Consider the following 25,880-nt stretch of genomic DNA (forward strand, 5'->3'; position numbering starts at 1 on the left):
TTGGTGGCGTGTTTTTAATGCACTTTAGGAGCGAAGAAGGGAATCTAACTCCTCTTCGCTTATGATTTTAACCCCTAATTGGCGTGCTTTTTCTTCTTTGCTTCCAGCGTTTTCCCCGCATAGCACAAAATCTGTTTTTTTGCTTACACTTGCACTCACGCGTGCGCCATAGGATTCTAATTCTTGTTTTACTTCATCTCTACTGCGTTTTAGTGTGCCTGTGATGACAAAGGTTTTGCCACTAATGGTAGATTCTTGAATGGCTAAAACTTGCACGCTTGGTTGAATGATTTGGCAAATTTGTGCGATAAGTGTCGCATTGGTAGCGTTAAACTCGCAAATTGAGCGTGCCATTTCCTCGCCAAAGCCATCAATATCTAAAATTTCTTCAAATGTCGCACTAAAGGCATTAAGTCCAAATTTTTGCGCGAGTTTTTTGCTCGCACCCTCGCCAATATGCTCAATCCCCAAAGCGTTAATAAGTCGCCACAATTCCACGCCTTTTGTCGATTGGATAGAATCGAGCAGGTTTTGTGCGCGCTTTTGCTTCCAGCCATCAAGTGCCAAAAGAGAATCTTTACGCAAGGAATACAAGTCCAAAATGCCTTTAATAAGGTTGTTTTCAAAAAGTTCATACACGATTTTTTCGCCCAAACCATCGATATTGAGAGCTTTTTTGCTTGCAAAATGCACGATAGATTCTTTTATGCGGGCATTGCAACTTAGATTTTGACATTTAATGAGAATCTCCTCAACCAAAAGCTCTCCTCCGCATTCTGGGCATACTTTTGGGCGTTGTATGATACGCTCATCTCCCTTGCGTGCGTTATGTAGGGATTTTATGATTTTTGGTATCACATCACCACTGCGAATAATGACTACTTTATCCCCGATTCTTATGTCTTTTTTGGCGATTTCGCTGAAGTTATGCAAGCTCGCGCGTGTGATAGTCGCCCCCTCAATCTCTATCGCTTCAAGCTCGGCTACGGGAGTGATTACACCACTTCTACCCACTTGAAAGGTTACGCTTTTAAGGATTGAAGTTTTTTCAATCGCGGGGAATTTAAACGCACACGCAAAGCGTGGGGATTTAATCGTCCAGCCGAGTGCTTCTTGGCTTGCAATCTCATCGAGCATTACCACCATTCCATCAAGCATTATGGGATACGATTCTCTCGCGTGCAAAATTTCATTATAAATGGCAAGAATTTCTTCGTAGCTTCTCGCGTGCGTGAGGAATGGAATCTTTGCGAACTTAAACTCCTCAATTTTGCCTAGCATTGCATAAAAACTTGTCGCATTAAGCGGATTTTCTCCAACTCCCCACGGCATAAAACGCAAAGGTCTTTTTGCCGTAATTGCAGAATCAAGTTGGCGTAAAGAGCCAGCTGCTGCATTTCTGGGGTTAGCAAAAAGGGGGAGATTTTCTTGTGTGCGTGATTGGTTGAGCGCGGTGAAGTCATCTTTAGTGATGATGACTTCACCGCGAATTTCTATCGTTTCTAAAAGTGGAATGTGTAAGGGAATGGAAAAAATAGTTTTTGCGTTTTGCGTTACAAGCTCGCCTGTGATACCATCGCCTCGTGTAGTCGCGCTGATAAGATTCCCATTTTGGTACAAAAGATTAAGTGAGAGACCATCAAATTTTGGCGAGCAAGTGAAGGTTGCGTTTGGATAGGATTTATAAATGCGCTCAAGCCATTCTTTAAGCTCATTTGCACTAAAGACATCATCTAAGCTCCACATTCGCTTCAAATGTGAGTGTTTCTCAAACTCTTGGAGTGGCGTATCGCCCACGCGTTGCGTTGGGGAATGCGGCAATATATCCTTAGGATTTGCCTCTTCGTAGTTTTTCACCTGATGATAGAGTGTGTCATATTCCTCATCGCTAGCGATAGGATTGTCTAGGACATAGTAGTGATATGCCATTTTGTTGAGCGTGTTGATAGCGTTTTTATAACTCGTGGAATCTAAAATATTCAAAATCTCTCCTTTTTAGTAATTTTTTGCTAAGAAGTTTGCTAGAATTATAACTTTAATTTTGCTCTAAACTTTAATCATTTGATAAGACTTATATAGAGATTTTGGATTCTTTTCTTTGGAGGGATACATTGGTAGAAAATGTTGATAAAATGACCACCCTACACCTTAAGAATGAAGCGCAGTTTTTGTGTTTCACATTAGAGACTGAGGTGGAGGGCACGACACAACTTTATGCTATGAATGTCTTTAAAATCCGTGAGATTATTTATTATAGCGATGAGCTAACTGAGACAGAGGGCGAAAACAGTGGCATAATGTTAGGATATTTGACCGTGCGCGAGGAGACAATCCCGCTGATAGATATGCGCAGGTGGTTATATTATAGCCAAGATGACCCTTATAGGGATTTGCGCCCATACTCTATCGAGGGAGAAAAGAATCTTGTGGTGATTTGTAGCTTTTCAAACTGCGTAGTTGGGCTAAAGATTCAGAGTGTGAAGCGCATTATCCAAAAAAGTTGGAACGAAATTGAGGCGGGAGGTGAGTTTGGCATTGATGGAAACTCAAAGGTTACCGCTACAATGAAGTATGATGATGGGAGTGTGGTGCAGATTCTCGATGTGGAGAAAATGGTGGCTGATACACTCCCCAATGGAAGCGCAGATGATGAGTTAGAGCTAGAAAATTTAAGCGCAATCCATAGCAATCGTATCGTGCTTTTGGCTGAAGATTCTAAAACAGCAGCGAAGTCATTGCAACACATCATTGAAAGGCTTGAGTTGAACTATTTTACCTTTCCAAATGGCAAGGCATTGCTTGATTACTTGCATAATGCAGGAGTGAGCAAAATGGTTGGTGCAGTTATCACAGACCTTGAAATGCCTCTAGTATCTGGCTTTGAGGTGTTAAAGCGAGTAAAAGAGGAGCAAAGCACGGCACATATCCCTGTGATTATCAACTCTTCAATGGATTCAGAATCTAATAGGCAAATGGCAGAAACGCTCAAAGCCGATGCGTTTGTAACAAAAGGGAATCCAACGCAAATAGAGCAGGCGTTGCGCCGATTACTTAAGTCATAAACACAAATAATTACAAACGCACTTTAGCGTATTTTTAAGGATACAAATGCTTAGAACACATTTATGCACAGAAGTTTCAAAAGATTTGATAGGCTCTGAAGTCGCCGTATGTGGCTGGTGTAATTCTTACCGCGACCACGGAGGTGTGGTGTTTATTGACTTGCGTGATAAAAGCGGAATCTTACAGCTTGTATGCGATTCTCATTCTACGCCTAAGGCTTATGAGATAGCACAAAGTGTGCGTGATGAGTTTGTGCTTATCGCTAAGGGAAAGGTGCGCGCAAGAGGTGAGGGTTTAGAGAATCCAAAGCTAAAGACAGGTGCGATTGAAGTGATTTTAAGCGAGCTTATAATAGAGAACAAATCACTTACTCCACCCATTACTATCGGTGATGAAAACACAAACGAAGAGTTGCGGTTAAAGTATCGTTATTTGGATTTGCGTGCGCCAAAGGCATATCAAATATTCAAAATGCGCTCTGATGTGGCTATAAGTGCGCGTAATGCGTTACAAAAAATGGGATTTTTAGAAGTTGAGACACCGATTTTAACCGCTTCTACACCAGAGGGCGCACGGGACTACCTCCTCCCAAGTAGAATCCACGATGGGCAATTTTTCGCCCTGCCACAAAGCCCACAGCTTTTTAAACAGATTCTTATGATAAGTGGCTTTGAGCGGTATTTCCAAATTGCTAAGTGTTTTAGAGATGAGGATTTGCGCTCGGATAGACAGCCAGAATTTACCCAAATTGATGTGGAAATGAGCTTTTGTAATCAAAATGATGTAATGGAAGTAGCTGAGAAATTGCTCTTTGAGATTTTTGCCACAGCAGGCAAACCTATAAGCACGCCGTTTAAAAGAATGCCATATTGCGAGGCAATGGAATCCTATGGCAGTGATAAACCAGATTTGCGCTTTGAAATGCCACTTGTAGAGGTGGGTGATTTGTTTGTCGATTCTAGTAATGAGATTTTTGCTTCAATCGCTCAAGAGAGCGCAAAAAATCGCTTTAAGGCGTTGTGTGTAAAAGGTGGTGATTTACGCTATTCGCGTAAAAGTTTGGGTGAGTTAGAAGAGTTTGTGCGAAAATTTGGCGCGCAAGGCCTTGCGTATATCCAGCTTAAAGAGGGAGAAATCAAAGGTCCTTTGGTAAAATTTATCACCCAAGAGAAGCTAGACGCACTGATAAAGCGTGTGGGTGCACAAATGGGGGATATTATCTTTTTTGGTGCAGGGGCTAAAAAGGTCGTGTGGGATTATATGGGGCGATTGCGTTGTAAGGTAGCGCAGGATTTAGGACTTATAGATTCTCAAAAGTTAGAATTTTTGTGGGTTGTGGATTTCCCAATGTTTGAGAAAAATGATGATGGCTCTATTTCGGCGTTACATCACCCATTTACAATGCCAAAAGATATTGACAAAAGCGATATTGAATCAATAGAATCTATAGCGTATGATGTAGTGTTAAATGGCGTGGAGCTTGGTGGTGGAAGCATTAGAATCCATAAAGATTCTATCCAAAATAAAGTGTTTGAAATTTTAGGTATTAGTAAGCAAGAGGCAAAGGAGCGATTTGGATTCTTGCTTGAAGCACTTAGCTTTGGTGCGCCACCACACGGCGGATTTGCCATTGGTTTTGATAGACTTATTATGTTGCTTAGTAATTCGCATTCATTGCGCGATGTGATTGCATTCCCTAAAACTCAAAAAGCAACCTGTTTGCTTGCAAACGCGCCAAGTGAAGTGAGCGAGGAGCAACTAAGAGAGTTACACATTCGCTTGAGAAATCCCAAAAATTAACGCATTTACGCGAATTTGTGATAGAATGTGAGAATCTACATAAGCTAAATCTAAGGAGAAAAAATGAAAAAGCTGTTTTTAATCATTGGAGCACCGGGCAGTGGTAAGACGACTGATGCGCAAATTATCGCAAAGAATAATGCTGATAGCATTGTGCATTATTCCACAGGCGAACTATTGCGTGCAGAAGTGGCGAGTGGGAGCGAGCAGGGCAAACTTATCGATAGTTTTGTAAGCAAGGGAAATTTAGTGCCTCTTAGCATTGTGGTTGGCACGATTATTGAGGCACTTAAAAATGCCCCAAAAGATATTATTTTGATTGACGGGTATCCGCGTAGCGTGGAGCAAATGCACGCTTTGCAAGATGAGCTAGAGAGGCAAAATGATGTAGTTTTAGAGGCTGTCATCGAGGTGGAAGTGAGCGAGGAAGTCGCTAGGGAGAGAGTGTTAGGCAGGGCAAGAGGCGCAGATGATAATATCGAAGTATTTAATAACCGAATGGAAGTCTATCGCAAGCCACTTAAGGAGATTAGGACATTTTATGATGAAAAAAATGGATTACTCTACACAGTCAATGGCGAGCGAACTATCGAGGAAATCGTGGCAGATATGGAAGAATTTATCAAAAATCCACGAGCAAAATTATCTTAAAAAAGGAGTAAAAATGGACATTACAAAACTTGTCGCAGGTGAGAATCCAAACAAAATCAACGCAATTATTGAAATCCCTTATGGCTCAAATATCAAATACGAAGTGGATAAAGAAAGTGGTGTGGTAATGGTAGATAGGGTGCTTTATGGGGCGATGTTTTATCCAGCTAATTATGGCTTTGTGCCAAATACTTTGGCAGATGATGGCGACCCTGCGGACATTCTCGTGCTTAATGAATATCCACTACAAGCGGGTAGTGCGATAAAATGTCGTCTTATCGGTATGCTAGTGATGGAAGATGAAAGCGGAATGGACGAGAAACTCCTAGCCGTGCCAATTAGCAAAATCGACCCTAGATATGACAATATCAAAAGTCTGCAAGATTTGCCACAAATCACCCTTGATAGAATCAAAAACTTTTTTGAAACTTATAAAACATTAGAGCCAAATAAGTGGGTAAAGGTCAAAGATTACAAAGGTGTAGCGCAGGCGCAAGAGATTTTGCAAAAGGCGATAGAAAATTATAAGTAGTAAGGAGATTTAGCGGGGCTTAAAAAGAGTAAAATTTATGCTAAGCCAAGCCCCACTTTTTGCCCATTGATTTCTATTATCACGCATTCAATCTCTTTAGTGTCGCCTAAAATATCGCTTGGCTTTTTTCCTTTTTCATCGGTGAGTTTGCTAATGTGTAACAACCCATCGCCACCATTTGGGAGCTCGACAAACACACCAAAATCACAAATTTTTTTAACCACACCCTTAAATTTTAAGCCAACCTCATAACTCTCAAATCCTTTCACTAATCCCAAAATATAATCTTTCGCATCTTTTAGATTCTTTGCATTTTGCGCACTTATGGTTACTGCGCCATTTTCTCTGTCTAAATCAATGCTTACTTCAAATTTTTCAATAATCCCTTTTATAGTCTTGCCACCTTGCCCGATAATATCCACCATTTTATTACTTGGCACACAAAAGTTCTCAGTCTTTGGCAAAATATCATAATTGATTGTAAGGTTGCTTAATGATTGCTTCATAATGCCTAAAATATGCACTCTTGCAGCTTTTGCCTGCATAAGTGCAGCATTTAGAATCTCGCTTGAAATCCCACCAAGTTTTATATCCATTTGTAACGCGCTAATGCCATTTTCATCACCCGCAACCTTAAAATCCATATCGCCATCGTGGTCTTCTAAGCCTGTAATATCACTCAAAATAGCATATTTCTCTCCCTCGCTTACAAGCCCCATTGCCACGCCAGCGATGAGTGAGTGCATTGCCACATTGCTTGCTTGTAGTGCTAAACTTCCACCGCACACGCTTGCCATTGAGCTTGAGCCATTGGATTCTAAAATTTCTGAAACAATGCGAATGACGGCATTGTTTTGCACAATGCTTGATTTGAGGGCTTTTTTTGCAAGATTGCCGTGTCCTAGTTCTCTACGCCCCACAGAGCCTATCATATCCGTTTCACCAACGCTAAAACTTGGAAAGTTGTAATGAAATAAAAACTTATCTTTCGCGCCCACACTTCCTAAAGGCTCTATGCCTTGCGCATCAGATTCTGTGCCTAAGGTGCAAGCGACCAATGCCTGTGTTTGCCCGCGTGTAAAAAGCGCGCTCCCGTGTGCGTGTGGCAAAATATTTGTCTCAATGCTAATTTTACGCACTTCATCTAATGCCCTACCATCAGCACGCACGCTATCTTGCAAAATCATCTCGCGCACTAAGGATTTTTTGAATATGCCTAAGCAATGCTTGACATCTTCTTCTTCAAATCCTTGAGCGATTACTTCTTTAATGATTTCATCAAATGCCCCCGCTCTTTCGCTTTTTGAGGCTTGTTGTATGGCAAGTTTTATAGAATCTACACAATGTTGTCGCAAAAACTCCAAAGAATGGGTTTGTTTAATTTTTAGGGAAAATGGTATGGTGGGTTGTTTTTGGTGGGATTTTAGGAATTTTTCATATTCTTTGCAATCATTTGCTATATGTTTTTTTGCGAGCTCAAGTGCTTCTATGGTGAGATTCTCGCTTAAGAGATTTGGCTTATCATTTTGTTGTTGTGTGTTCATTTCTATCATTAGGAGTTCATCGCCTTTACCACTCACAAACAAATCCAATTCACTCTCTTTAAGTGTGTGAGAATCTGGGTTGATGATAAACTTGCCATTTATGCGTCCGATTCTCAGTGCGCTTAATGGCGATTTTTCTTGCCCTTCAATGATGATGTTTGAAGTATATAGGGCGATGCTCGCTGCTTTTAGCGCGCATAGGGCTAAGTCATTTAGTCCATCATAGCTTACGACCATTGCTACAATGTGTGTTGGATATGCAAAACCTTTGGGAAAAAGTGGGCGCAAAGTCCTATCTATAAGCCTTGAAGTGAGAATCTCAAATTCACTTGGCTTGCCCTCACGCTTGATAAAGCCCGCTGGAAACTTTCCAACGGCATAGGTTTTTTGAATGTATTGCACGCTTAGTGGCACGAAATCTGCCTCTATTGGTGTATTTCCCACGCACACAGTGGCGATAATGCTTGTCCCACCACATTCATAAAGCACCGCACCATTTGCTTGATTAGCAATATCAAAGCGACAAGATTCTATTCTCTCCCCAAGTGTAATATTCACCTTACTCATTTATGCTTCCTCCTTAGTCTTTTTGTGTAAATGTGTATTTAAAATCGCCTCAATAGTCTTTGGCTCAATGGGTTCAAAGTTTTTGTAATAATGTCCAATGCTTACGAAATTATCCAATGCTTGCACGCACAGCACTTCATCGCAAATTTCACTCAAAGCATTTTTGACTACTAATGGCAAAATAGGCGTGGCAATTTTAATACTTTTGGCGTGCCTGCTTATACAGGTTTTTATCGCGCACATTGCTGTAAGCCCTGTATCAATGCCTTGATCTACGATAAGCACATCGCGCCCATTAAGTGAGGAGAGTAACTCGCCCTTGCGAAACTTATAACGCATAGGGATAATGCTGTCTTCATATTGTCGCTTTGATTCACCATAGACATAATCAAGGCTTATATCAAACGCATTGATAAGATTCTCATTCATCACAATATCAAGTTCCTCACTTACAATAGCGATTTTACATTCATTATTAAGAGGCGCGGTAATAACTTCAGCAAAGAGATAATCAAGGGGGACTTTTAGCTTGCTCGCTAAGACATCTGCGAAAAACACTCCCTCAAAGCTCGTAGCCAAAATCACGGTTTGTGAGACATCGAGATTTTTGAGCGCGAAAACTCCTAGTAGCTGCTCTAATGCGTGTGCTCTATCGGTGAATATATAAGATTGTTTTGTCTGCATTCCTTTTATTCCTCACAAAGAGTAGATTGTAGCAAAAGGAGAGTATTTTACTTCCCCCGAAACCTTAAGAGAACAGGGGAAAACCAAACTAAGGACACACTAAAAAGACATAGTCGCAACAAGCGTCCATTGAGAGCATTATATCTTAAATTTTGACATTTTCGTGCTTAAATGTGAGATTTTGCTTAAATGGTAATGCTTTAAAAATATCATAATCAAAAAAATATCGGGCGATAGACAGCGATGTAAAAAGGGTTTTGGAAAAATATTAAAAAAGAGTAAAAGCGACTTAGCAGTAAGTATAAACTGCGTAGTGGATGGAAAAATAACAACAACAAGGGTTGCGAATTTAAGAGAGATTAAAATAAAAAATATATTGTGTTATAATTTCATATTCTATGACTTAAAGGAAATTTCCAATGACTTCAAAAGATAAAAAACTTTTAGCCCATTTTGTCCATTATGTTTGGTGGGAGAAAAAAGATGAAATTATTGCTAATAATCCTTTGCGAGTTATAGCTAGTGCAATGAAAGACGCCAACAATATCAGTAGCTTTAAGAAAGTGTGCGAATTTAGCGATAAGATTCTAAAAGAAACACTTAAAAATGCTCAAGCAGGTTGGTTTGATAAAAAGTCTTGGCATTTTTGGCATATTCGATTGTATGGGATAAACTGCAAGATTCCGCCATTACCAAAACGAGGATATTTGCGATGAAACTGCACTTTGAAATATTGCCAAAAGAGCAAAAAGAAATTTATCCATATCTTAAAGTGCTAAAAGATATGGATTTTACGCTTTTTGGCGGGACAGCATTAGCCTTGCAATTAGGGCATAGGGAATCGGTAGATTTTGATTTTTTTACGCATAAAGATATATCAAAACTTCAATCCATTCTTTTAAGTCTAAATGGCATTAAAGTAGGCGAAATAATGCTACAAATAGATAATACGCTATCTTTTATGACTACAAATAATGTCAAAATCTCTTTCTTTGGCAATATAGAATTTGTCAAATTTGTAGATACGATTCAAAGTGATGATGGCATTTTGCAACTTGCAAGTTTAAAATCTTTACTCATCACAAAACTAAAAGTTACTTGTGATAGAGCAGAATATAAAGACTACAAAGACAAATCAAGTATCTCTAGAGCAAGGATTAAGTGAGTTTGGGCGATATTTTGGTAATGATTTTCCTATTATGCAAGTTGTAAAGGGATTAGCTTATTTTGAAGATGGAGATTTATATAGATTAAGCAAAGATGACAAAAATATCTTACTCAATGCGGTAAAAAATATAGATATAGCACAAATAGAAAATACAATACAAAGCAATATCAAACCAACCAAAACTCCCACTATTACCAAAAAACCCAAACCAAAGACGCTCTCTACAAGGTAGAGAGAGACAATTTCCTTTTTTATACAAATACCAACAAAAAAGTCCTTAATTTTGCAATTTTTGTGTGAATCCAATTGGTGTAAGTGGAGAAAATCGAAATTCGATTTTGATGTATTGGTTGCTTAGCGTATCAATACCGCTATTGGTAAATATAGGACGCACATCAGTGGCGAACTTCAACCCAATGCCAAAACACGCAATATCGCGTGAAAATACTATCGACCAATCTTTTAGTCTCGCATTTGCTTCATCATAGCCTATATTTGCATCTAGCGTGAAGTAACCAAAGTCATAGCGCATATTCGCGCGTAAAAATGCCGAGCTATAAATGTTGTTATACGCACTACTTTTTAGCATAGTGTCTTCATCGAGTTTGAAAAAGTAATTTGCATTCGCCCTTAAACCAAATTTATTAAAATTCAATGTCAATGAGGCTTCATTAAAGTGATTTGTCCTATGCGAGAAAAAAAGATTGCTTGTAAGAGTAAGCCCACTAAAAATATTTATCCCGACTTCTTGGCGCAGTGGTTGATTTGCATTGAGTGTAGAGTCGTTAGTAAAAATTCGCTGATAGATTCTATAAAAGCCAATTTCCTTGCCACTTGTGCTATAAAAGTAATTTGAGAGTTTTATATCCACTTTTGGTTTGTTTGCGCCAATGTCTATAATGTCGTTTGGATTCCAATATTGTGCGAGATTTTCTGCATTGAGAGTTTTTGCTAGCTCACTATATGCTTCATAACGCGTAGAATCTAATCCATATTGGGCATAATAATACAGCGGTGCGCTAAATTGAGAATCAAAATGCGCAGTGTGAAAGAAATTTTTATAAGGTTTGGCTATATCGCTATTAAAGGCTATTTGATAGTTTGCGTAAGTGTAGTTCATTGAGGGTTGCACGGCTTGTTTGGTAAATGGGTCGTTGATGTTTTGTGCGTTGCCAAGACTCACATTGCTTGCAAACCCATCAATCCTCCCGCTTAAGTTAGCGAAGTTTTTAAACACCGACACACTTACTCCAAGTGGTAGAGAAAGGGAATTTTGCGTGTAAGTATAACCGCTTTGGCGCGTGATATTTTTACTCTCTATATTAAGCGAATAAAAGAGATTATTCAATAATATCGGGCTAATGTAGTGGTGGTATTGCACGCTTGGTAAGACTTGGGGTGTATTTGTGTTGCTAGGATTTGATAAGTCTAAAAAGTATTTTCCATAAATGCCAATATAGTGGTTGGAGATTTGTCCAAAATAATTGAGTCTAGAAGTGCTTAGGCGTGTATTGAAGCGACCATTTACACTTTGAAGTCGCTTATAATCCAAATCATTCATATAATGCAAGTCAGCAAAGAGATTGTCGTTGTAGTTGCTAAAGAGTGCCCCAAAGATTCCCTCCCTTTTGTATATAAAGTCAAATCCATAAATCTCCTTATTTTTTAAGTCATAAGTTTGCATATAATTTTCATATTGCTTGAAATACCCGACATTGAGCGTGGCTACACTATTTTTATTATCAGCGATTCTTAGCTCATAATGTAGCCCATTACCTCGTTGTGTGCGGAATTGCGGAGTGAGCGTCATATCCCACGAGTTAAAGGGTGCGATGTAAAAGGGCGTTAAAAAGACATATCCCTCACGGCTTGTCGAGCCAAACTCTAGTGGCATAAACCCACTCTTTCGTGTAGTGCCTGTGGAAAAGGTAAAATACGGCACATAAAGCAACGGCAATGAACCAAGATAAAGTCTTGTATTCCACGCGCTTACATACTGCTTTTGTGTGTTATAAGAGCCAGAAGTCGCATCAATATGCCATATAGGAAACTGCACATCGCACGAGCTTATAATAGCCTTTTTAAAGCTATAAGTGTTTTCATTGCTTGATAATTGTGCGCTTGCGACCCACAATCCACCCTCTCCAAGTAAAAATGCTGGGTTAATAGAGGCTTGTTTGGTTTGCAAGTTTATATTCACATTTCCTGCATCGATAAAAAGTGTATCGCCATAATACACGCGCACATTTCCACGCAAAGCTATATCTTTGCTCTCTCTATCATAAGTAATCATATCAGCATACATATAAATGTCTTCACTTAGTAAAAACGCATTTTCTTGTGCTGTGATGACATTACCTTGCGAGGTTACACTATTAGCTGAGAGTTCAAAAAGTTGTGCTTTCGTATCTTTTGGCTCATCTGCGATTGCTATGCTTGCTAATAGCATAAGACATAACGCCACCACCCGCATTTGCATTTTACCTAAACCACTAAAGTTTTTGACACTTTATCGTGCAATGCGCGGTTAAACTGCCCATCAAAAGCCATTATGAAGCCCACATATAAAAATATCGCCCCTAAGCATTTACAAAATGCCCTTACAACAGCTCTTGCAATGCTTGGTTTATCCACAAACTCTACACTCACAATGCGAATTTTAAGAATCATTTTGCCTAAAGTCGCTCCATACAGGCTTACTAAAAGCACTTCATAGCAAAAAAATGCAAGCGTATAAAGCAATGCAATACGCCACAAGGCAGTTTTTAAAAGGGCAATGGCATTTTGCAAATCTTCTTCGTTAAAAACTGCGCTAAAACTACTCCACAAAGCAATCACACACACAAATAGCACCAAAAAACAATCAAACAAATACGCCAAAAATCGCACATTTAATGGTGCAAGCTCGAGATTCTCGCGTTCTAAAAGTTTTTGTATTTTTTCATTCATTGCGTGTTTGTGTGCCTTAGTTTTTGGATTGTAAGAATGCAATGCCTCGATGGGCGATGTCTTTTCGGTATTGCATTCCGCTAAAATTCACATTTTGTAAAATCGCATACGCATTGCGTTGCGCTTCTTGCAAGGATTTGCCAAGCCCTATGCTTAAAAGCACGCGCCCACCGCTTGCAAGCAAGTGAGAATCACTGCCTTGTGGTGGCAAATGAGAATCTTTGCTACAAGAGCGCGTAAAATCTCGTGGCAAACTGCTAGGATTCTCTCCTGCGCTCACTCCCGCAAAGACTAAATGCCCCAAATTGCTATCAAATGGGCGTATATGGATATTTTGTGGGATTGAGCTTTTATAAGGATACTCTTTGCTAGCCACGACCACACCACAGCTATAAATATCCTTAAACTCTACTTCAAACGCACTAAAGTCCTCACAAAGCAAAATATCAAGCAATGGCGTTTTGAGCGTGGGTAAAAGCACTTCGCATTCTGGGTCGCCAAAACGCACATTAAATTCTAGTAAATATGGTTGTAGCTCGCCTTTTTGCTCCACTACCATAATACCGCCAAAAAGCACACCACAAAACTCCATATTATCATCTCTCGCGCCTTTAATCGCTGGGAGCATAATTTTCTCCTTAATGCGCTTAAAGAGATTTTCATCACACATTGGTGTGGGCGTGTATGCGCCCATTCCACCTGTATTCACTCCCTCATCATTGTCTAAAAGTCGCTTGTGGTCTTGGGCTGGAGGGAGGATAATGCAATCCTTGCCATTGCTAAGCGCAAAGACAGAGAGCTCAAATCCTTGCAAAAATTCTTCGATTACGACTTTTTTGCCCGCTTCCCCAAACGATTCTCCGCTTAGCATTTTTTGCGCTTCTTGCAGGGCAGTTGTGGAATCTGGCGCGATTATCACGCCTTTGCCCGCGCACAATCCATCGGCTTTGACTACGATTGGTGGGTTAAGCGTGGCGATAAATGCGCGGATTTGCTCGATGTCATCGCTTTGTAAATATCTTGCTGTGGGTATTTTGTGCCTTGTGGCGAAGTCTTTCATAAAGGCTTTTGAGCCCTCTAATCGCGCCGCTTTAGCACTTGGGCCAAACACTTTAATATTGTGTGATGACAAAAAATCGCTTACGCCTTTAGTAAGTGGCTCTTCAGGTCCAACTACCACGAGATTGATAGCGAGATTCTCACAATGGGCTAAAAGTTCTTCGTTATTTGTATAAGTGATATTGTTGCCAAGCAGGGCAGTGCCAGCGTTACCCGGTGCGAAATATAAGCCACTCACACGAGAATCTTGCCATAAAGATAATCCAATAGCGTATTCTCTCCCGCCACTACCGATAATAAGGATATTATAAGTTTGCATTTTATGCCTTTGTTTGTGAAGTTAAACCCCAGATAACCGTTACTCTACATTTGAGGCAAAGCCTAAAAAAGTAAAAAACAGGGTTTAAGGCACTCATTAGGGGGCAGATTCTCACCTTTTAGAGCTCCAAACGAAAATACCCGCACACCGAGCGCACCACGCAACCCAAAGACTTCTTAAGCTAACAGACTTGCGCATTTTATAAAGAAAGGCGTGTTATCTAGGAAGTGGAATTATACCCTACATTTTTGGCGAAATGTGTAATGTGCCACATTTGTAATGTAAGAAATTTTCCTAAATTTTAAATCTTTTTCCTTGAAAAACTTTAAGAATTTTTGTATTATGTCGATTTAGAATAAAGCGTTTTTTTTTTTTTTGTATCGTTGGGAGTTGATTTCTAAAGATTCTTTTAGGGTTACAAAGGTGGAGATTCGCTTTATTATCACTTTATTTTGGAGGTATTACTATGAGTAATAGAGCATTGAGGGGGGGGGTCTTTTATACACTCCTTGTAGCGGTGGCGATGTCAGTTGCACTTTTTAGCACACAGGCAAAAGCAGAGGAAAGTGGCGTGTTTGTCGGTGGACAGATTATGTATGGGGATTTGCGGTATAGCGAGAATTTCACGGAATCTGTAACAGGTGGTAATGCGGTTATGGGGTATTATAGCTCTAATAACACCGCTCCGGGCTATGGTGTATTGGCTGGGTATAAGCATTTCTTTAATCCATTTTTTGGATTTAGAGCGTATGGAAACTTTTATTACAACACCTTTAGCTTTCAAGGTCGCTCCGCAAACTATGGGGCACAAGGGAATCTAGAGGGTGGGAAAGAATCGCTCTACCAATTCAACCTTACAGCAAACGCAGACGCGCTCTTTAATGTCATCGCAGGAGAGAATTTTAATTTGGGTGTATTTGGTGGGGTTGGCATAGGATTCCAATATTGGAAAAGCAACAGATTGGATAAAGTCTATCAACTTCATAATACTTTTATCAAACAAAACCAACCCTTTGAGCGACAAGAAGATAGACGCTTTGGTGTGGCACTAAATTGGAATGCAGGCGTGCGAATGAACTTCTTAAAGGTTAATTCTTTAGAAATTGGTGCTGTGATTCCTATGTTTGAGACTACGATTATGGATTATAAGGGGTATTGGTATGGAACTGCTGTGGTGCCACAAGGTATCGAACATAAGGTTGGTGCGCGTCAAAGCTATAATGCTTATGTGCGCTATACATTTGGATTTTAATCCACTAAGAGTAAAGGACTTGATGTAAGGACTTTAGAGGATTAAAATAAGGGGCTTAAAGCCCCTCAACTTCAATATCTCTCGCTTCATTCTCACGCAACGCGATATGCACGCCATTAGCAAGCACACAAAGACTAGATTTGCTTAAGGTATGGTTGCATAGGCTCATTTCTACACCATTGTAGATTCCCATTGAGAGGAGTCGCTCTTTTAGGGCGTTATCACAAGTTTTAAGCCCCACTACTTTACATTTAGAGTCTTTTTTGCATTCATAGAGATTCATAGTATATCCTTTAGCTAAAGTAAAAATTACACGCATTATAGTGTAATAAATATAAGAAAACCTAAAAATATAAGAAATTTTCTTAATTTTGTTATAATGCGGGGTAAAATGAAAATACAATTTGAAATGTTATGGAGAATTATGCAATGACAAAGGCACTAAGCGGGCTTTCACAGAGAATCTTAGACACGCGCCAAAGCGACTTTAGAGTGAAGTTTGATGAAATTTTGGCACGCGGAAATATGGATTTAGACAACGCTACGACTATCGTGCAAGGAATCCTAAAAGAGATTAAACAAGATGGAAGCTCCGCGCTCTTGCGCCACATTAAGCAATTTGATAATTGGAATCCAAAGGATTTTAGCGACATTATGATTTCAAAAGTGCAGTGCGAGCGTGCGTATAATGCGCTAGATTCCCAAACTAAGCAATCTTTGCATATCGCGTATGAGCGTATTTTCGCCTTTCATAGTAAGCAAAAGGAAAAAACTTGGCTTGATATGGAATCAAATGGCAATATTTTGGGACAAAAAGTAACACCACTTGCACGCGCAGGACTCTACATACCCGGTGGCAAGGCAGCCTATCCCAGCTCACTCCTAATGAATGCGATTCCAGCGATTGTCGCGGGTGTGAAAGAAATCATCGTCTGCACGCCCACTCCGCACAATGAACCAAATGAACTTTTGCTTGCAAGCCTGCATTTGTGTGGAATCACACAGGCATATAAAGTCGGCGGTGCGAGTGCCATTGGACTTATGGCATTTGGGTGTGAGGAGTGTAAAAAAGTCGATGTCATCACAGGACCGGGCAATATCTTTGTCGCAACGGCAAAAAAGCTCGTCTTTGGCGATGTGCAAATCGATATGATAGCTGGACCTAGTGAGATTGGCATTATCGCAAGCAGTGGGGCAAATGCGGAATATATCGCGTGGGATTTACTCTCACAAGCCGAGCACGATGAGCTTGCGAGCGCGATTTTAATAAGTGATGATAGGGCATTGATTGAATCTGTGATTACCCATATACAAGATATTCTCCCCACACTTAAGCGCGCACAAATCACGCAAAAAAGTATCCAAAATCGCTCTGTATTTATCCATACGCAAAATTTAGAACAAAGCGTGGAGTTAATGAATGAAGTCGCCCCCGAGCATTTAGAAGTGCTTGTAAGTGAGCCTTTTTCGCTACTACCACATATTAGTAATGCTGGAGCAATCTTTTTGGGACAATATGCGAGCGAGCCTATCGGGGATTATCTCGCTGGACCTAACCATACTTTGCCAACGGGAGGAAGCGCGAGATTCTTTTCTCCGCTTGGCGTAGAGCATTTTATGAAAAAAAGTTCAGTTATTTACTTTAGCAAAGAGGCGATGAGAGAGCTTGGCGAGCCCTGCGCTAATTTAGCCGATATTGAGGGATTAGAAGCACATAAAAATGCGGTTTTAAGCCGTGTGAGAGACTTAAAACATAAGGGAGAGTAATGCAACTTGATGATTTAGAACTTTTTGGCAAACCGCCATTAGAGAAGTGGAAAGAAATTATGCAAAATGCTTCGCCAACACTTGTAGGCTTGGAGTTAGAGCGATTGCTAGAGGAAGTGGCAATTTTGGAGCTTTTTATAGAATCTAAGGGGTTAGATTCTAATGAAGTGGGGCTTTTTTCTCGTGGATTTGATGAGGAGCAAAAGGAGAATTTGCGAGCTATGAAAGACTCCCTTGCCATTGAATCTATGGGCAATATTTTAGGAAACCACGAGTAGTGAGGAGTAAGGATAGGGCGATGAGGCAAAAAATGCGGTATTTAGTCTTTTTAGTGTGTGTCGTTAGCGTGAGTGTTATGCTTGGCGCGACACCGCAGTGGAGCTGGCAAAGGGAGCTAGAACTTCAAAAAGAGCAAAATTATCGCGCAAGTTTTTTGCTCGATTCTGTTGAGAAGCCATTTGTTATGCGTTGGACGCTGTATAAAAATTATGGGTTGTTGCTTCACATTCGTTATGATAGCTTTAATCATCAAGTTATTTTGTATAAGGACTATCAACGCAGTGATTTCACTCTCCCATTAGGGGAGAATCCAAAGCGACCGCCAATGCTTCATATTTTTTTTAAAGACTTTGCTGATAAAAAAGCCCATCTCAAACTCTACATTGAGGGTGTGGGAGCAAGTTTGGGAAGTGAAGAGCTCGGGCAAGAAGAAACATTATAAGGAAAGAGATAATGCAAACAAGTGTGATACAAAGTGATTTTGCCATAAGCAGACAAAAAATCGCTACGCTTATGCAAGAATTTATAAAAGATTCCCACAATGCAATTTTGCTCGCTCAGTTTGATAAACTAAGCACGGGCAAAATGTTGCGCTCTAAACTTTTGCTTACTATTAGTGGGGAGAGTGATGAGGCATTGAAACTTTGTGCGATTATTGAGCTTATCCAAAGTGCGAGTTTATTGCACGATGATGTCATCGATAATGCCAAAGTTAGGCGTGCTAAGCCCTCTATAAACGCACTTTTTGGGAATAAAAATGCCATAATGCTAGGCGATGCGCTTTATTCTAAGGCTTTTTTTGAGCTCGCTAGCTTTGGACCAAAAATCGCACAAAGCATTGCAGATTCTGTGTTTCGCCTCTCTATTGGTGAGATTGAAGATGTGGCGATGAGTGAGTGCTTCAATGACAATAAGGAGCGATACATTCAAATGTGTGCGGACAAAACGGCGAGTTTGATTGCTTCAAGTGCCGAATGTGGCGCGATTTTATGCGGATTAGATAGTCAAAAGTATAGAATCTATGGGCTTAATCTTGGCATTGCCTTTCAAATTGTTGATGATATTTTGGATATTACCCAAAGCGCAGAGGTGCTAGGCAAGCCTGCGATGAGTGATTTTAGCGAGGGGAAAGCGACTTTGCCTTATATTTTGTTTTCACAAAGAGCCGATAAAAAAGAATTTGACACACTTCTAAGCCTTTATAGGCGTGAATTAAACACGAAAGAGCAACAATGGATACGAGATGCTTTTTTACGCTATAATTGTGTGAATGATTGCATTGCTTTGGCAAAAGAGTATGCTAACAAAGCCATAGCGTGTATCCAATCCGTGCAAGACCCCCGAGCAAAGGAAGTGAATGTGAGGTTAGAGGGCATTGTAACAAATATGATACAAAGAGAGTTTTAAGATGATACAGCACGCACAACAGACAAATGCACAATATATGGTGGTGAGCTTTTCACACAAAAATGTGGATTTAGCATTGCGCGAGAAACTTGCATTTAACGATGAGGAGCGATATAGATTCTTAGAGAATCTTTGCGCAAATGATATGATTAAAGAAGTCGTGCTCCTCTCAACTTGCAATCGTGTGGAAATTTATAGCAGTGTGGTTGATATAAAACTTGCGCGAGAGTTTATTTTTACCGCATTAGAGCAATGCAAAAATATCTCCGCTCAAGAACTCAAGCAATGTGCTGACATACGCTACAATCAATACGCGGTGTATCATATTTTTAGCGTGGCTTCAAGTCTTGATTCTCTAGTGGTGGGCGAGACACAAATCGCAGGACAACTTAAAGATGCGTATCGATTCTCTTATGAGAATCTCTTTTGCGCTAAGGATATGACGCGTCTTATCCACCACGCGTTTAAATGTGCTGCAAGTGTGCGTAATGCCACAGATATTTCAAGTAGTCATACTTCTGTGGCTGGCGCAGCAGTGGATATGATAGAATCTATTCTCACGCAAAAAGGACAGAATTTAGATTCCAAAAAAGTAGCGATTTTAGGCACGGGAGAAATGGGTATTTTAGCCCTTAAACATTTACTTAAGCATAATGTCTTTATCACCCTCCTTAATCGCAATATGCAAAATGCAAGAAAGACGCTCGATGAGCTAAAAGAGCAACTAAGTGCAGAGCCAAATATTATTATCACACCTTTTAGCGAGCTAAAAGAAGTTTTAGCAAGTGCAGATATTTTCATCTCTGCCACAGGTGCGCCTCATACGGTGGTTACCAAAGATATGATTACTGATGCCACACATTATAGAATCTGGTTTGATTTAGCCGTGCCGCGCGATATTGAGGATATTACGATTCCCAATTTGGATATATATTGTGTCGATGACTTGCAAGAAATTGTCAATGCAAATCTCACCAAGCGTGAAAAAAGTGCCAAGCAAGCCTACAATATCATCGAGCAATACACACAAGACTTTTTTAAGTGGTTGCAAAGTTTAGGCGCAGACCCAATCATCAAGCATATCCGTGATTTGGCACGACAAGCAAGCCAAAAAGAACTCACACGCGCAATTAAAAAAGGCTACATACCAAAAGAGTATGAAAAAAATGTAGAGAAAATCTTGCACGGCGCGTTTAATACATTCCTACACGCTCCCACTATGCGTATCAAACAAGCAGGAGAGAGCATTAACGCAGACCCTATTATCGAGGCTTTGAAAGTAACTTTTGATATAAATGATGAAATTGTGCTTTTAAACAAATACAAATGTGAGGAGTTTATCCAAAAGGCAAATGCGATGAGCGGAGGACTATCTCAAGTGGCAAATGCAAAGCAATGCCCGCTCACTTGGACAAAAAATAACGCCAAAGATTCCCAAAAAGCCAATATTTCTCAACAACCACATAAAGACAAAACACTCTAAGGCTGGGCAATGAAATTCTCACAACTTTTTATTCCCACTTTAAAGGAATCTCCAAAAGATGCTGTGCTAAAATCTCATCAATACCTTGTGCGTGCGGGCTATATCCAGCAAGTGGGGGCAGGGATTTATAATTTTTTGCCATTAGGCAAAAAAATGCTTGATACAATCCGCACTATCATCAAAGAAGAAATGGATAACGCGGGCGCACAAGAATTGCTCTTTGGCTTTGTAACGCCTGCGGAAATGTGGGAGGAGAGCGGGCGATTTGGCAAGTATGGCAAGGAATTGCTCCGCTTTAGCGATAGGAAAGAAAATGCTTTTGTGCTTGGACCTACTTATGAGGAAGTAGCCACGCATATTGCACGAAGTTTTGTTAAAAGCTATAAACAACTTCCGCTTAATATCTATCAGATTCACACCAAATTCCGCGATGAAGCGCGTCCGAGATTTGGGCTTATGCGTGCGAGGGAATTTGTAATGAAAGATGCTTACAGCTTCCACAGCACAAAAGAGGATTTAGATAGAGAGTTTGACACTATGGAGCGCGCATATAGGAGAATCCTTGATAGGCTAGGGCTGGAATATAAAGTCGTAGAAGCTGATAGTGGCGTGATTGGCGGAAGTGGAAGCAAGGAATTTATGGTGCTCGCTCCTTGTGGCGAGGATACATTGGCGATTTGTAAGAGTTGTGGCTATGCGGCAAATCTCGAGGCAGCAAAAAGGGCATTGCGAACAAGTATAGATTCTACTCAAAGTCAATCTTCCTATCCCATAGAGCCACCAAAGGCGGATTTTTCAAAGTTTCTCACTCCAAGCACCACAACTATACAATCATTATGCGAGTTTTTTAAAGTTAATCCATTCTACACGATAAAAGCAGTGGCAAAAAAGGCTATATACGAGGAGATAAAGTCAAATAAAGAATCAAGCGCGCAAAAAAGTGAGTGGGTAGTCTTTTTCACGCGTGGCGATGATGAATGTGAGGAGACAAAAGCACTTAACGCGCTTAATACAATGCAAGATTGTAAAAATTATCTTTTCTTTGAAGAATGTGAGATTGATGAGAAAAGTGGCATTGTAGCGGGCTTTATCGGTGGGATTGGCTTGCAATGCCCGCATATTTTTGATATAAGTCTCAAAGGTGCGAGCAATCTTATAATGGGCGCAAACGAGCGAGACTATCACTTCGTGGGCGTGGATATGAATAGTGCGGAGCTAGCGCATAAGCATTACGCAGATATTACTAAAGTTCGCGAGGGTGATTTATGTGAGTGTTGTGGCAAGCCATTAAGCCATACTAAAGGCATTGAGATTGGACATATATTTAAACTTGGAGATACATACTCTAAATCTATGAATGCTACATTTTTGGATTCTAATGGTAAGGCACAACACTTCATTATGGGTTGTTATGGGATTGGTGTTACGCGATTATTGCCTGCGATTTTAGAGCAAAAAGCTGATGAGTTTGGCTGTGTGTGGGGTAGTGGAGCGAAAATCTTTGATGTGGTGATTATTGTGTCAAATACCAAAGATTGCGTGCAAATGGACTACGCACTTCAACTTTATGAGAATCTCCGCACTAAAAATGTCGATGTCGTGCTTGATGATAGAGATGAGCGGTTTGGTTTTAAAATGAGTGATTTTGAGCTTATTGGTTTTGATAGGGCTATTGTGGTCGGCAAACTTTTAAGCGACAATAAAGTGGAGATTATCACGCGCGAGGGCAGAATCAAACGCGAGATTGATAAAGATTTAGTTTTGGCGGAGTTTAGCGCGCAATGAAACCAATTATCATCGGCACACGCGGGAGTTTGCTTGCACTTTGGCAAGCCAAACACATTCAATCTCGGCTAAAAAATGAACTCAATAGAGATTCTACACTAGAGATTATTAAGACAAAGGGTGATAAAATCCTTGATACGCCGTTATCAAAAATCGGTGGCAAGGGACTTTTTACCAAAGAATTAGAGGAAGCCTTGCTTGAGAATCGCATTGATATTGCCGTGCATAGTCTTAAAGATGTCCCTGTGAATCTCCCAAATGGACTTATGCTGTGTGCGATTACCAAAAGAGCGCAATGGCAAGATTGCCTTTTAAGTGTGAAATATGAGAATCTACAATCTCTGCCATTTAATGCTAAGGTTGGCACGACTTCTTTGCGCCGTTCTTTGCAGTTAAAAATATTGCGAAGTGATTTGGATACACTCTCTTTGCGTGGCAATGTGCAGACACGATTACAAAAGCTAAAAAATGGTGAGTTTGATGCCATTGTGCTTGCAAAGGCTGCGCTTGATAGATTAGAGATTGATTTGCACGCAGGGGGGTTGAAAGTTGAGGTGTTAGATTCTCTTATTCCTGCTATGGGGCAGGGTGCTTTAGGGATTGAATGTGCGGAGAATTGCGCATTGTTAGAATCACTCCAAAAGCTAGAAGATTCCCAAACAAGTATTTGTTGCTTAGCTGAGAGAGAGTTTATTACTTTGCTTGATGGCGGTTGTCAAGTGCCTATCGGTGTTTTTGCCAACATTGATGGCGATTCGCTTCGCCTTCGTGCGATTGTGGGGTTACCTGATGGGAGTGCAAGTATGCGTGATGAGGAGCAATGCACGCTAGAATCTAGTGCAAGTGTGGCAGAGCAAAAATTACACGCACAAGAGCTCGCAAGAATTGTAGCTCAAAGAATGATTGCAAATGGTGCAAAGGAGCTTTTAGCAAAGGCGTATGATATGGCGCAAAACTCTTAAGCCATTTTTTAAGTCTTTTTTACTATAATTGCACGATATATTGTGTTAGATTCTAATCCTAAACAACGGAGAGACAAATGGAAAACCTGCTAGAGAATGGAAATATCGCAGATATTCAAATTGATGATAGCATTAAAGAGAGTTACTTAGATTACTCGATGAGTGTGATTGTAGGGCGTGCGCTCCCTGATGCAAAAGATGGGCTAAAGCCCGTGCATCGTAGGATTCTCTATGCTATGCACGAGCTTGGCGTAACTTCGCGTAAGCCTTATAAAAAAAGCGCGAGAATTGTGGGCGATGTGATTGGTAAGTATCACCCACACGGCGATATAGCCGTGTATGATGCACTCGTGCGAATGGCGCAAGATTTCTCAATGCGCTTGGAGCTTGTCGATGGGCAGGGGAACTTTGGCTCAATCGATGGCGATGGTGCGGCAGCTATGCGTTATACAGAAGCGAGAATGACGCAAGCAAGCGAGGAAATGCTCCGCGACATTGAAAAAGAAACTGTGGAGTTTGTAAGCAACTATGATGATACGCTCACCGAGCCAGCAGTGCTTCCTACACGCTTGCCAAATTTGCTTTTAAATGGTTCAAGCGGTATTGCCGTTGGTATGGCGACTTCAATCCCACCACATAGATTAGATGAAATCATTGATGCGTTGATTTATTTGCTTAATACTCCTAATGCGGAAGTTGATGAGATTCTCAACATTGTGCAGGGACCAGATTTCCCAACAGGCGGGATAATCTATGGCAAGCAAGGAATCACAGAAGCCTACCGCACAGGGCGTGGGCGTGTGAAAGTGCGCGCGAAAACACATATTGAGCATACCAAGACTAAAGAAGTTATTGTCATTGATGAAGTCCCCTACCAAGTCAATAAAGCAAAGCTAGTTGAACAAATTAGCGAGCTTGCCAAAGAGAAAATTATCGAGGGCATTAGTGAAGTGCGCGATGAATCTGATAGAGAGGGAATCCGCGTGGTAATTGAGCTTAAAAGAGAGGCGATGAGCGAAATTGTGCTTAATCATTTGTTTAAATCAACCACAATGGAGAGCACTTTTGGCATTATTTTGCTAGCAATTAACAACAAAGAGCCTAAAATTTTCACACTTTTAGAGTTGTTACATATTTTTATAACCCACCGCAAAAGCGTGATAATCCGCCGAAGTATCTTTGAATTAGAGAAGGCAAAAGCTAGAGCACACATTTTAGAGGGCTTAAAAATCGCGCTTGATAATATCGATGAAATTATCGCGCTTATCCGTGCAAGTGCCGATGGCGAGGAAGCAAAAAATGCTCTTGTGAAAAAGTTTAAACTCACAGAGCTCCAAGCTAAAGCAATCCTTGAAATGCGCCTCCAACGCCTTACAGGCTTAGAGCGCGATAAAATTGAGAAAGAATATGCCGAGCTTCTTGCTGAAATCGCGCGTTTAGAATCTATCCTTAGAAGTGAGGAAAAGCTCAAAGAAATCATCAAACAAGAACTTTTAGAGATTAAAGAGAAGTTTAGCTCTCCGCGTAAAACCCAAATTGAAGATGACTATGATGCTATCGATATAGAGGATTTAATCCCTAATGAAAAAGTGGTCGTTACGATGAGTCATAGAGGCTATGTCAAGCGTGTCCCGCTAAAAACTTATGAAAAGCAAAATCGTGGCGGTAAAGGCAAGATTAGTGGTAACACCCACGATGATGACTTTATCGAATCGTTTTTTATCGCTAACGCACACGACACCATACTTTTTGTAACCAATCGCGGGCAACTTTATTGGTTGAAAGTTTATAAGATTCCCGAAGCGGGCAGGACAGCCATTGGTAAGGCGGTGGTAAATCTCATCAATCTCCAAGCAAATGAAAAAATTATGGCGACAATCACTACAAGTGATTTTAACACCGATAAATCGCTTGTCTTTTTCACCAAAAATGGACTTGTCAAGCGCACAAATTTAAGCGAATATGGCAATGTGCGAAGTGTGGGAATCCGTGCTATAAACTTAGATGAGGACGATGAGCTCGTAACCGCACATATCATTAACGCCAATGTTAAACAACTCTTTATCGCTACTTATCAAGGAATGTGTATCCGCTTCAGCGTTGATGATGTGCGTGAGATTGGGCGCGTGGCGCGTGGCGTAACGGGCTTAAAGTTTAAAGTTAATAAAGATTTTGTTGTGGGTGCGACCACCATTGATAACGACACAGATAAACTCCTAACCGTGAGTGAGCGTGGCATTGGCAAGCAAACTACGGCTGGCGAATATCGCTTGCAATCGCGTGCGGGCAAGGGTGTAATCGTAATGAAGCTCACACCAAAAACAGGAAATCTCGTAAGCGTGATAAGTCTCAATGATGAGGATATGGACTTAATGGTGCTCACAAGCTCGGGCAAAATGATACGCGTAGATACTGAAGCTATACGCGAAGCGGGACGCAACACAAGCGGGGTGAAAATCGTAAATGTCGGCAATGATAAAGTCGCCTATGCCAACAAATGCCCTAAAGAAAAGCAAGATGATGAGGAATATGACGAGGAGGGAGATGGGTTAGTGTAGCCCAAACCCGCTTATTTCTCCTAAGCCTTAAAAACTTGGCAATGAAGTTTT

Annotated in this window: 23 protein-coding genes; 16 read left to right on the plus strand and 7 right to left on the minus strand. The window is 40.6% G+C overall.

The window, feature by feature from the left end:
* Positions 1–24 precede the first annotated feature (24 nt).
* Complete coding sequence (gene ligA, locus ACWIWK_RS07715; RefSeq protein WP_454152219.1) at positions 25–1,983, minus strand: NAD-dependent DNA ligase LigA; 1,959 nt, start codon at positions 1,981–1,983, stop codon at positions 25–27.
* A 128-nt stretch (positions 1,984–2,111) separates the two neighbouring features.
* Here ligA and ACWIWK_RS07720 point away from each other — a divergent pair, with 128 nt between their 5' ends.
* From ACWIWK_RS07720 to ppa, 4 genes are all read left to right on the plus strand, one after another.
* Positions 2,112–3,062, plus strand: coding sequence for a chemotaxis protein CheW (locus tag ACWIWK_RS07720; RefSeq protein WP_454152220.1), 951 nt, complete (start codon positions 2,112–2,114; stop codon positions 3,060–3,062).
* 46 nt (positions 3,063–3,108) lie between these two features.
* Positions 3,109–4,863 (plus strand): aspartate--tRNA ligase, encoded by a 1,755-nt coding sequence (gene aspS / locus ACWIWK_RS07725; protein ID WP_454152221.1) that lies wholly within the window; start codon positions 3,109–3,111, stop codon positions 4,861–4,863.
* Positions 4,864–4,926: 63 nt separating this feature from the next.
* A complete protein-coding gene (locus ACWIWK_RS07730) occupies positions 4,927–5,514 on the plus strand; it encodes an adenylate kinase (RefSeq protein WP_454152222.1) in 588 nt (195 codons plus the stop codon).
* A 13-nt stretch (positions 5,515–5,527) separates the two neighbouring features.
* A complete protein-coding gene (gene ppa / locus ACWIWK_RS07735) occupies positions 5,528–6,046 on the plus strand; it encodes an inorganic diphosphatase (protein ID WP_454152223.1) in 519 nt (172 codons plus the stop codon).
* 35 nt (positions 6,047–6,081) lie between these two features.
* Here the strand turns inward: ppa and ACWIWK_RS07740 are convergent, their stop codons facing one another.
* Together ACWIWK_RS07740 and ACWIWK_RS07745 are read right to left on the minus strand one after the other, a co-directional pair.
* On the minus strand, positions 6,082–8,157 hold the full coding sequence (locus ACWIWK_RS07740) for a polyribonucleotide nucleotidyltransferase (protein WP_454152224.1): 2,076 nt from the start codon (positions 8,155–8,157) through the stop codon (positions 6,082–6,084).
* Positions 8,158–8,841 (minus strand): phosphoribosyltransferase, encoded by a 684-nt coding sequence (locus tag ACWIWK_RS07745; RefSeq protein ID WP_454152225.1) that lies wholly within the window; start codon positions 8,839–8,841, stop codon positions 8,158–8,160.
* Positions 8,842–9,260: 419 nt separating this feature from the next.
* On the opposite strand from ACWIWK_RS07745, the gene ACWIWK_RS07750 reads away from it, so the two are divergent.
* Genes ACWIWK_RS07750 through ACWIWK_RS07760 form a run of 3 tightly spaced genes read left to right on the plus strand, consistent with a single transcriptional unit; the run spans position 9,261 to position 10,241 of the window.
* Entirely contained in the window at positions 9,261–9,557 is a 297-nt protein-coding gene (locus tag ACWIWK_RS07750; protein WP_454152226.1) for a hypothetical protein, read from the plus strand.
* Complete coding sequence (locus ACWIWK_RS07755; protein WP_454152227.1) at positions 9,554–10,006, plus strand: nucleotidyl transferase AbiEii/AbiGii toxin family protein; 453 nt, start codon at positions 9,554–9,556, stop codon at positions 10,004–10,006. The genes ACWIWK_RS07750 and ACWIWK_RS07755 overlap by 4 nt, the downstream gene beginning before the upstream one ends.
* A gap of 34 nt (positions 10,007–10,040) precedes the next feature.
* The gene (locus tag ACWIWK_RS07760) at positions 10,041–10,241 is read left to right on the plus strand and encodes a hypothetical protein (protein ID WP_454152228.1); all 201 of its coding nucleotides are present in this window, start codon (positions 10,041–10,043) and stop codon (positions 10,239–10,241) included.
* A gap of 45 nt (positions 10,242–10,286) precedes the next feature.
* Here ACWIWK_RS07760 and ACWIWK_RS07765 read toward each other — a convergent pair whose 3' ends face one another.
* The 3 genes from ACWIWK_RS07765 to purD are packed head-to-tail and all read right to left on the minus strand — an operon-like array spanning position 10,287 to position 14,336.
* Positions 10,287–12,488, minus strand: a complete 2,202-nt coding sequence (locus ACWIWK_RS07765; RefSeq protein ID WP_454152229.1) for an LPS-assembly protein LptD — start codon at positions 12,486–12,488, stop codon at positions 10,287–10,289.
* A gap of 5 nt (positions 12,489–12,493) precedes the next feature.
* Complete coding sequence (locus ACWIWK_RS07770; RefSeq protein WP_454152230.1) at positions 12,494–12,958, minus strand: RDD family protein; 465 nt, start codon at positions 12,956–12,958, stop codon at positions 12,494–12,496.
* 16 nt (positions 12,959–12,974) lie between these two features.
* Positions 12,975–14,336: a phosphoribosylamine--glycine ligase gene (gene purD, locus ACWIWK_RS07775; protein WP_454152231.1), complete on the minus strand. Its 1,362-nt coding sequence runs from the start codon at positions 14,334–14,336 to the stop codon at positions 12,975–12,977.
* Positions 14,337–14,802: 466 nt separating this feature from the next.
* On the opposite strand from purD, the gene ACWIWK_RS07780 reads away from it, so the two are divergent.
* Positions 14,803–15,588 carry an outer membrane beta-barrel protein gene (locus ACWIWK_RS07780; RefSeq protein ID WP_454152232.1) on the plus strand — a complete coding sequence of 262 codons (786 nt, stop codon included), beginning with the start codon at positions 14,803–14,805 and terminating at the stop codon, positions 15,586–15,588.
* 55 nt (positions 15,589–15,643) lie between these two features.
* Here ACWIWK_RS07780 and ACWIWK_RS07785 read toward each other — a convergent pair whose 3' ends face one another.
* The gene (locus tag ACWIWK_RS07785; RefSeq protein ID WP_454152233.1) at positions 15,644–15,871 is read right to left on the minus strand and encodes a FeoA family protein; all 228 of its coding nucleotides are present in this window, start codon (positions 15,869–15,871) and stop codon (positions 15,644–15,646) included.
* 146 nt (positions 15,872–16,017) lie between these two features.
* Between ACWIWK_RS07785 and hisD the strand changes: the two genes are divergently transcribed.
* The 8 genes from hisD (at position 16,018) to gyrA (ending at position 25,829) form a co-directional block, all read left to right on the plus strand.
* The gene (gene hisD, locus ACWIWK_RS07790; protein ID WP_454152234.1) at positions 16,018–17,355 is read left to right on the plus strand and encodes a histidinol dehydrogenase; all 1,338 of its coding nucleotides are present in this window, start codon (positions 16,018–16,020) and stop codon (positions 17,353–17,355) included.
* Positions 17,355–17,633 carry a DUF2018 family protein gene (locus ACWIWK_RS07795; protein WP_454152235.1) on the plus strand — a complete coding sequence of 93 codons (279 nt, stop codon included), beginning with the start codon at positions 17,355–17,357 and terminating at the stop codon, positions 17,631–17,633. Before hisD ends, ACWIWK_RS07795 begins: the two co-directional genes overlap by 1 nt.
* 20 nt (positions 17,634–17,653) lie before the next feature.
* A complete protein-coding gene (locus ACWIWK_RS07800) occupies positions 17,654–18,076 on the plus strand; it encodes a hypothetical protein (protein ID WP_454152236.1) in 423 nt (140 codons plus the stop codon).
* 11 nt (positions 18,077–18,087) lie between these two features.
* A complete protein-coding gene (locus ACWIWK_RS07805) occupies positions 18,088–19,041 on the plus strand; it encodes a polyprenyl synthetase family protein (RefSeq protein ID WP_454152237.1) in 954 nt (317 codons plus the stop codon).
* 1 nt (position 19,042) lies between these two features.
* Positions 19,043–20,524: a glutamyl-tRNA reductase gene (hemA, locus tag ACWIWK_RS07810; protein ID WP_454152238.1), complete on the plus strand. Its 1,482-nt coding sequence runs from the start codon at positions 19,043–19,045 to the stop codon at positions 20,522–20,524.
* Positions 20,525–20,533: 9 nt separating this feature from the next.
* Positions 20,534–22,309, plus strand: a complete 1,776-nt coding sequence (locus ACWIWK_RS07815) for a proline--tRNA ligase (RefSeq protein WP_454152239.1) — start codon at positions 20,534–20,536, stop codon at positions 22,307–22,309.
* A complete protein-coding gene (gene hemC, locus ACWIWK_RS07820) occupies positions 22,306–23,271 on the plus strand; it encodes a hydroxymethylbilane synthase (protein ID WP_454152240.1) in 966 nt (321 codons plus the stop codon). Before ACWIWK_RS07815 ends, hemC begins: the two co-directional genes overlap by 4 nt.
* Before the next feature lie 77 nt (positions 23,272–23,348).
* Complete coding sequence (gene gyrA / locus ACWIWK_RS07825) at positions 23,349–25,829, plus strand: DNA gyrase subunit A (protein WP_454152241.1); 2,481 nt, start codon at positions 23,349–23,351, stop codon at positions 25,827–25,829.
* Positions 25,830–25,880: the final 51 nt, after the last annotated feature.

Source organism: Helicobacter sp. 23-1048 (assembly GCF_053654545.1).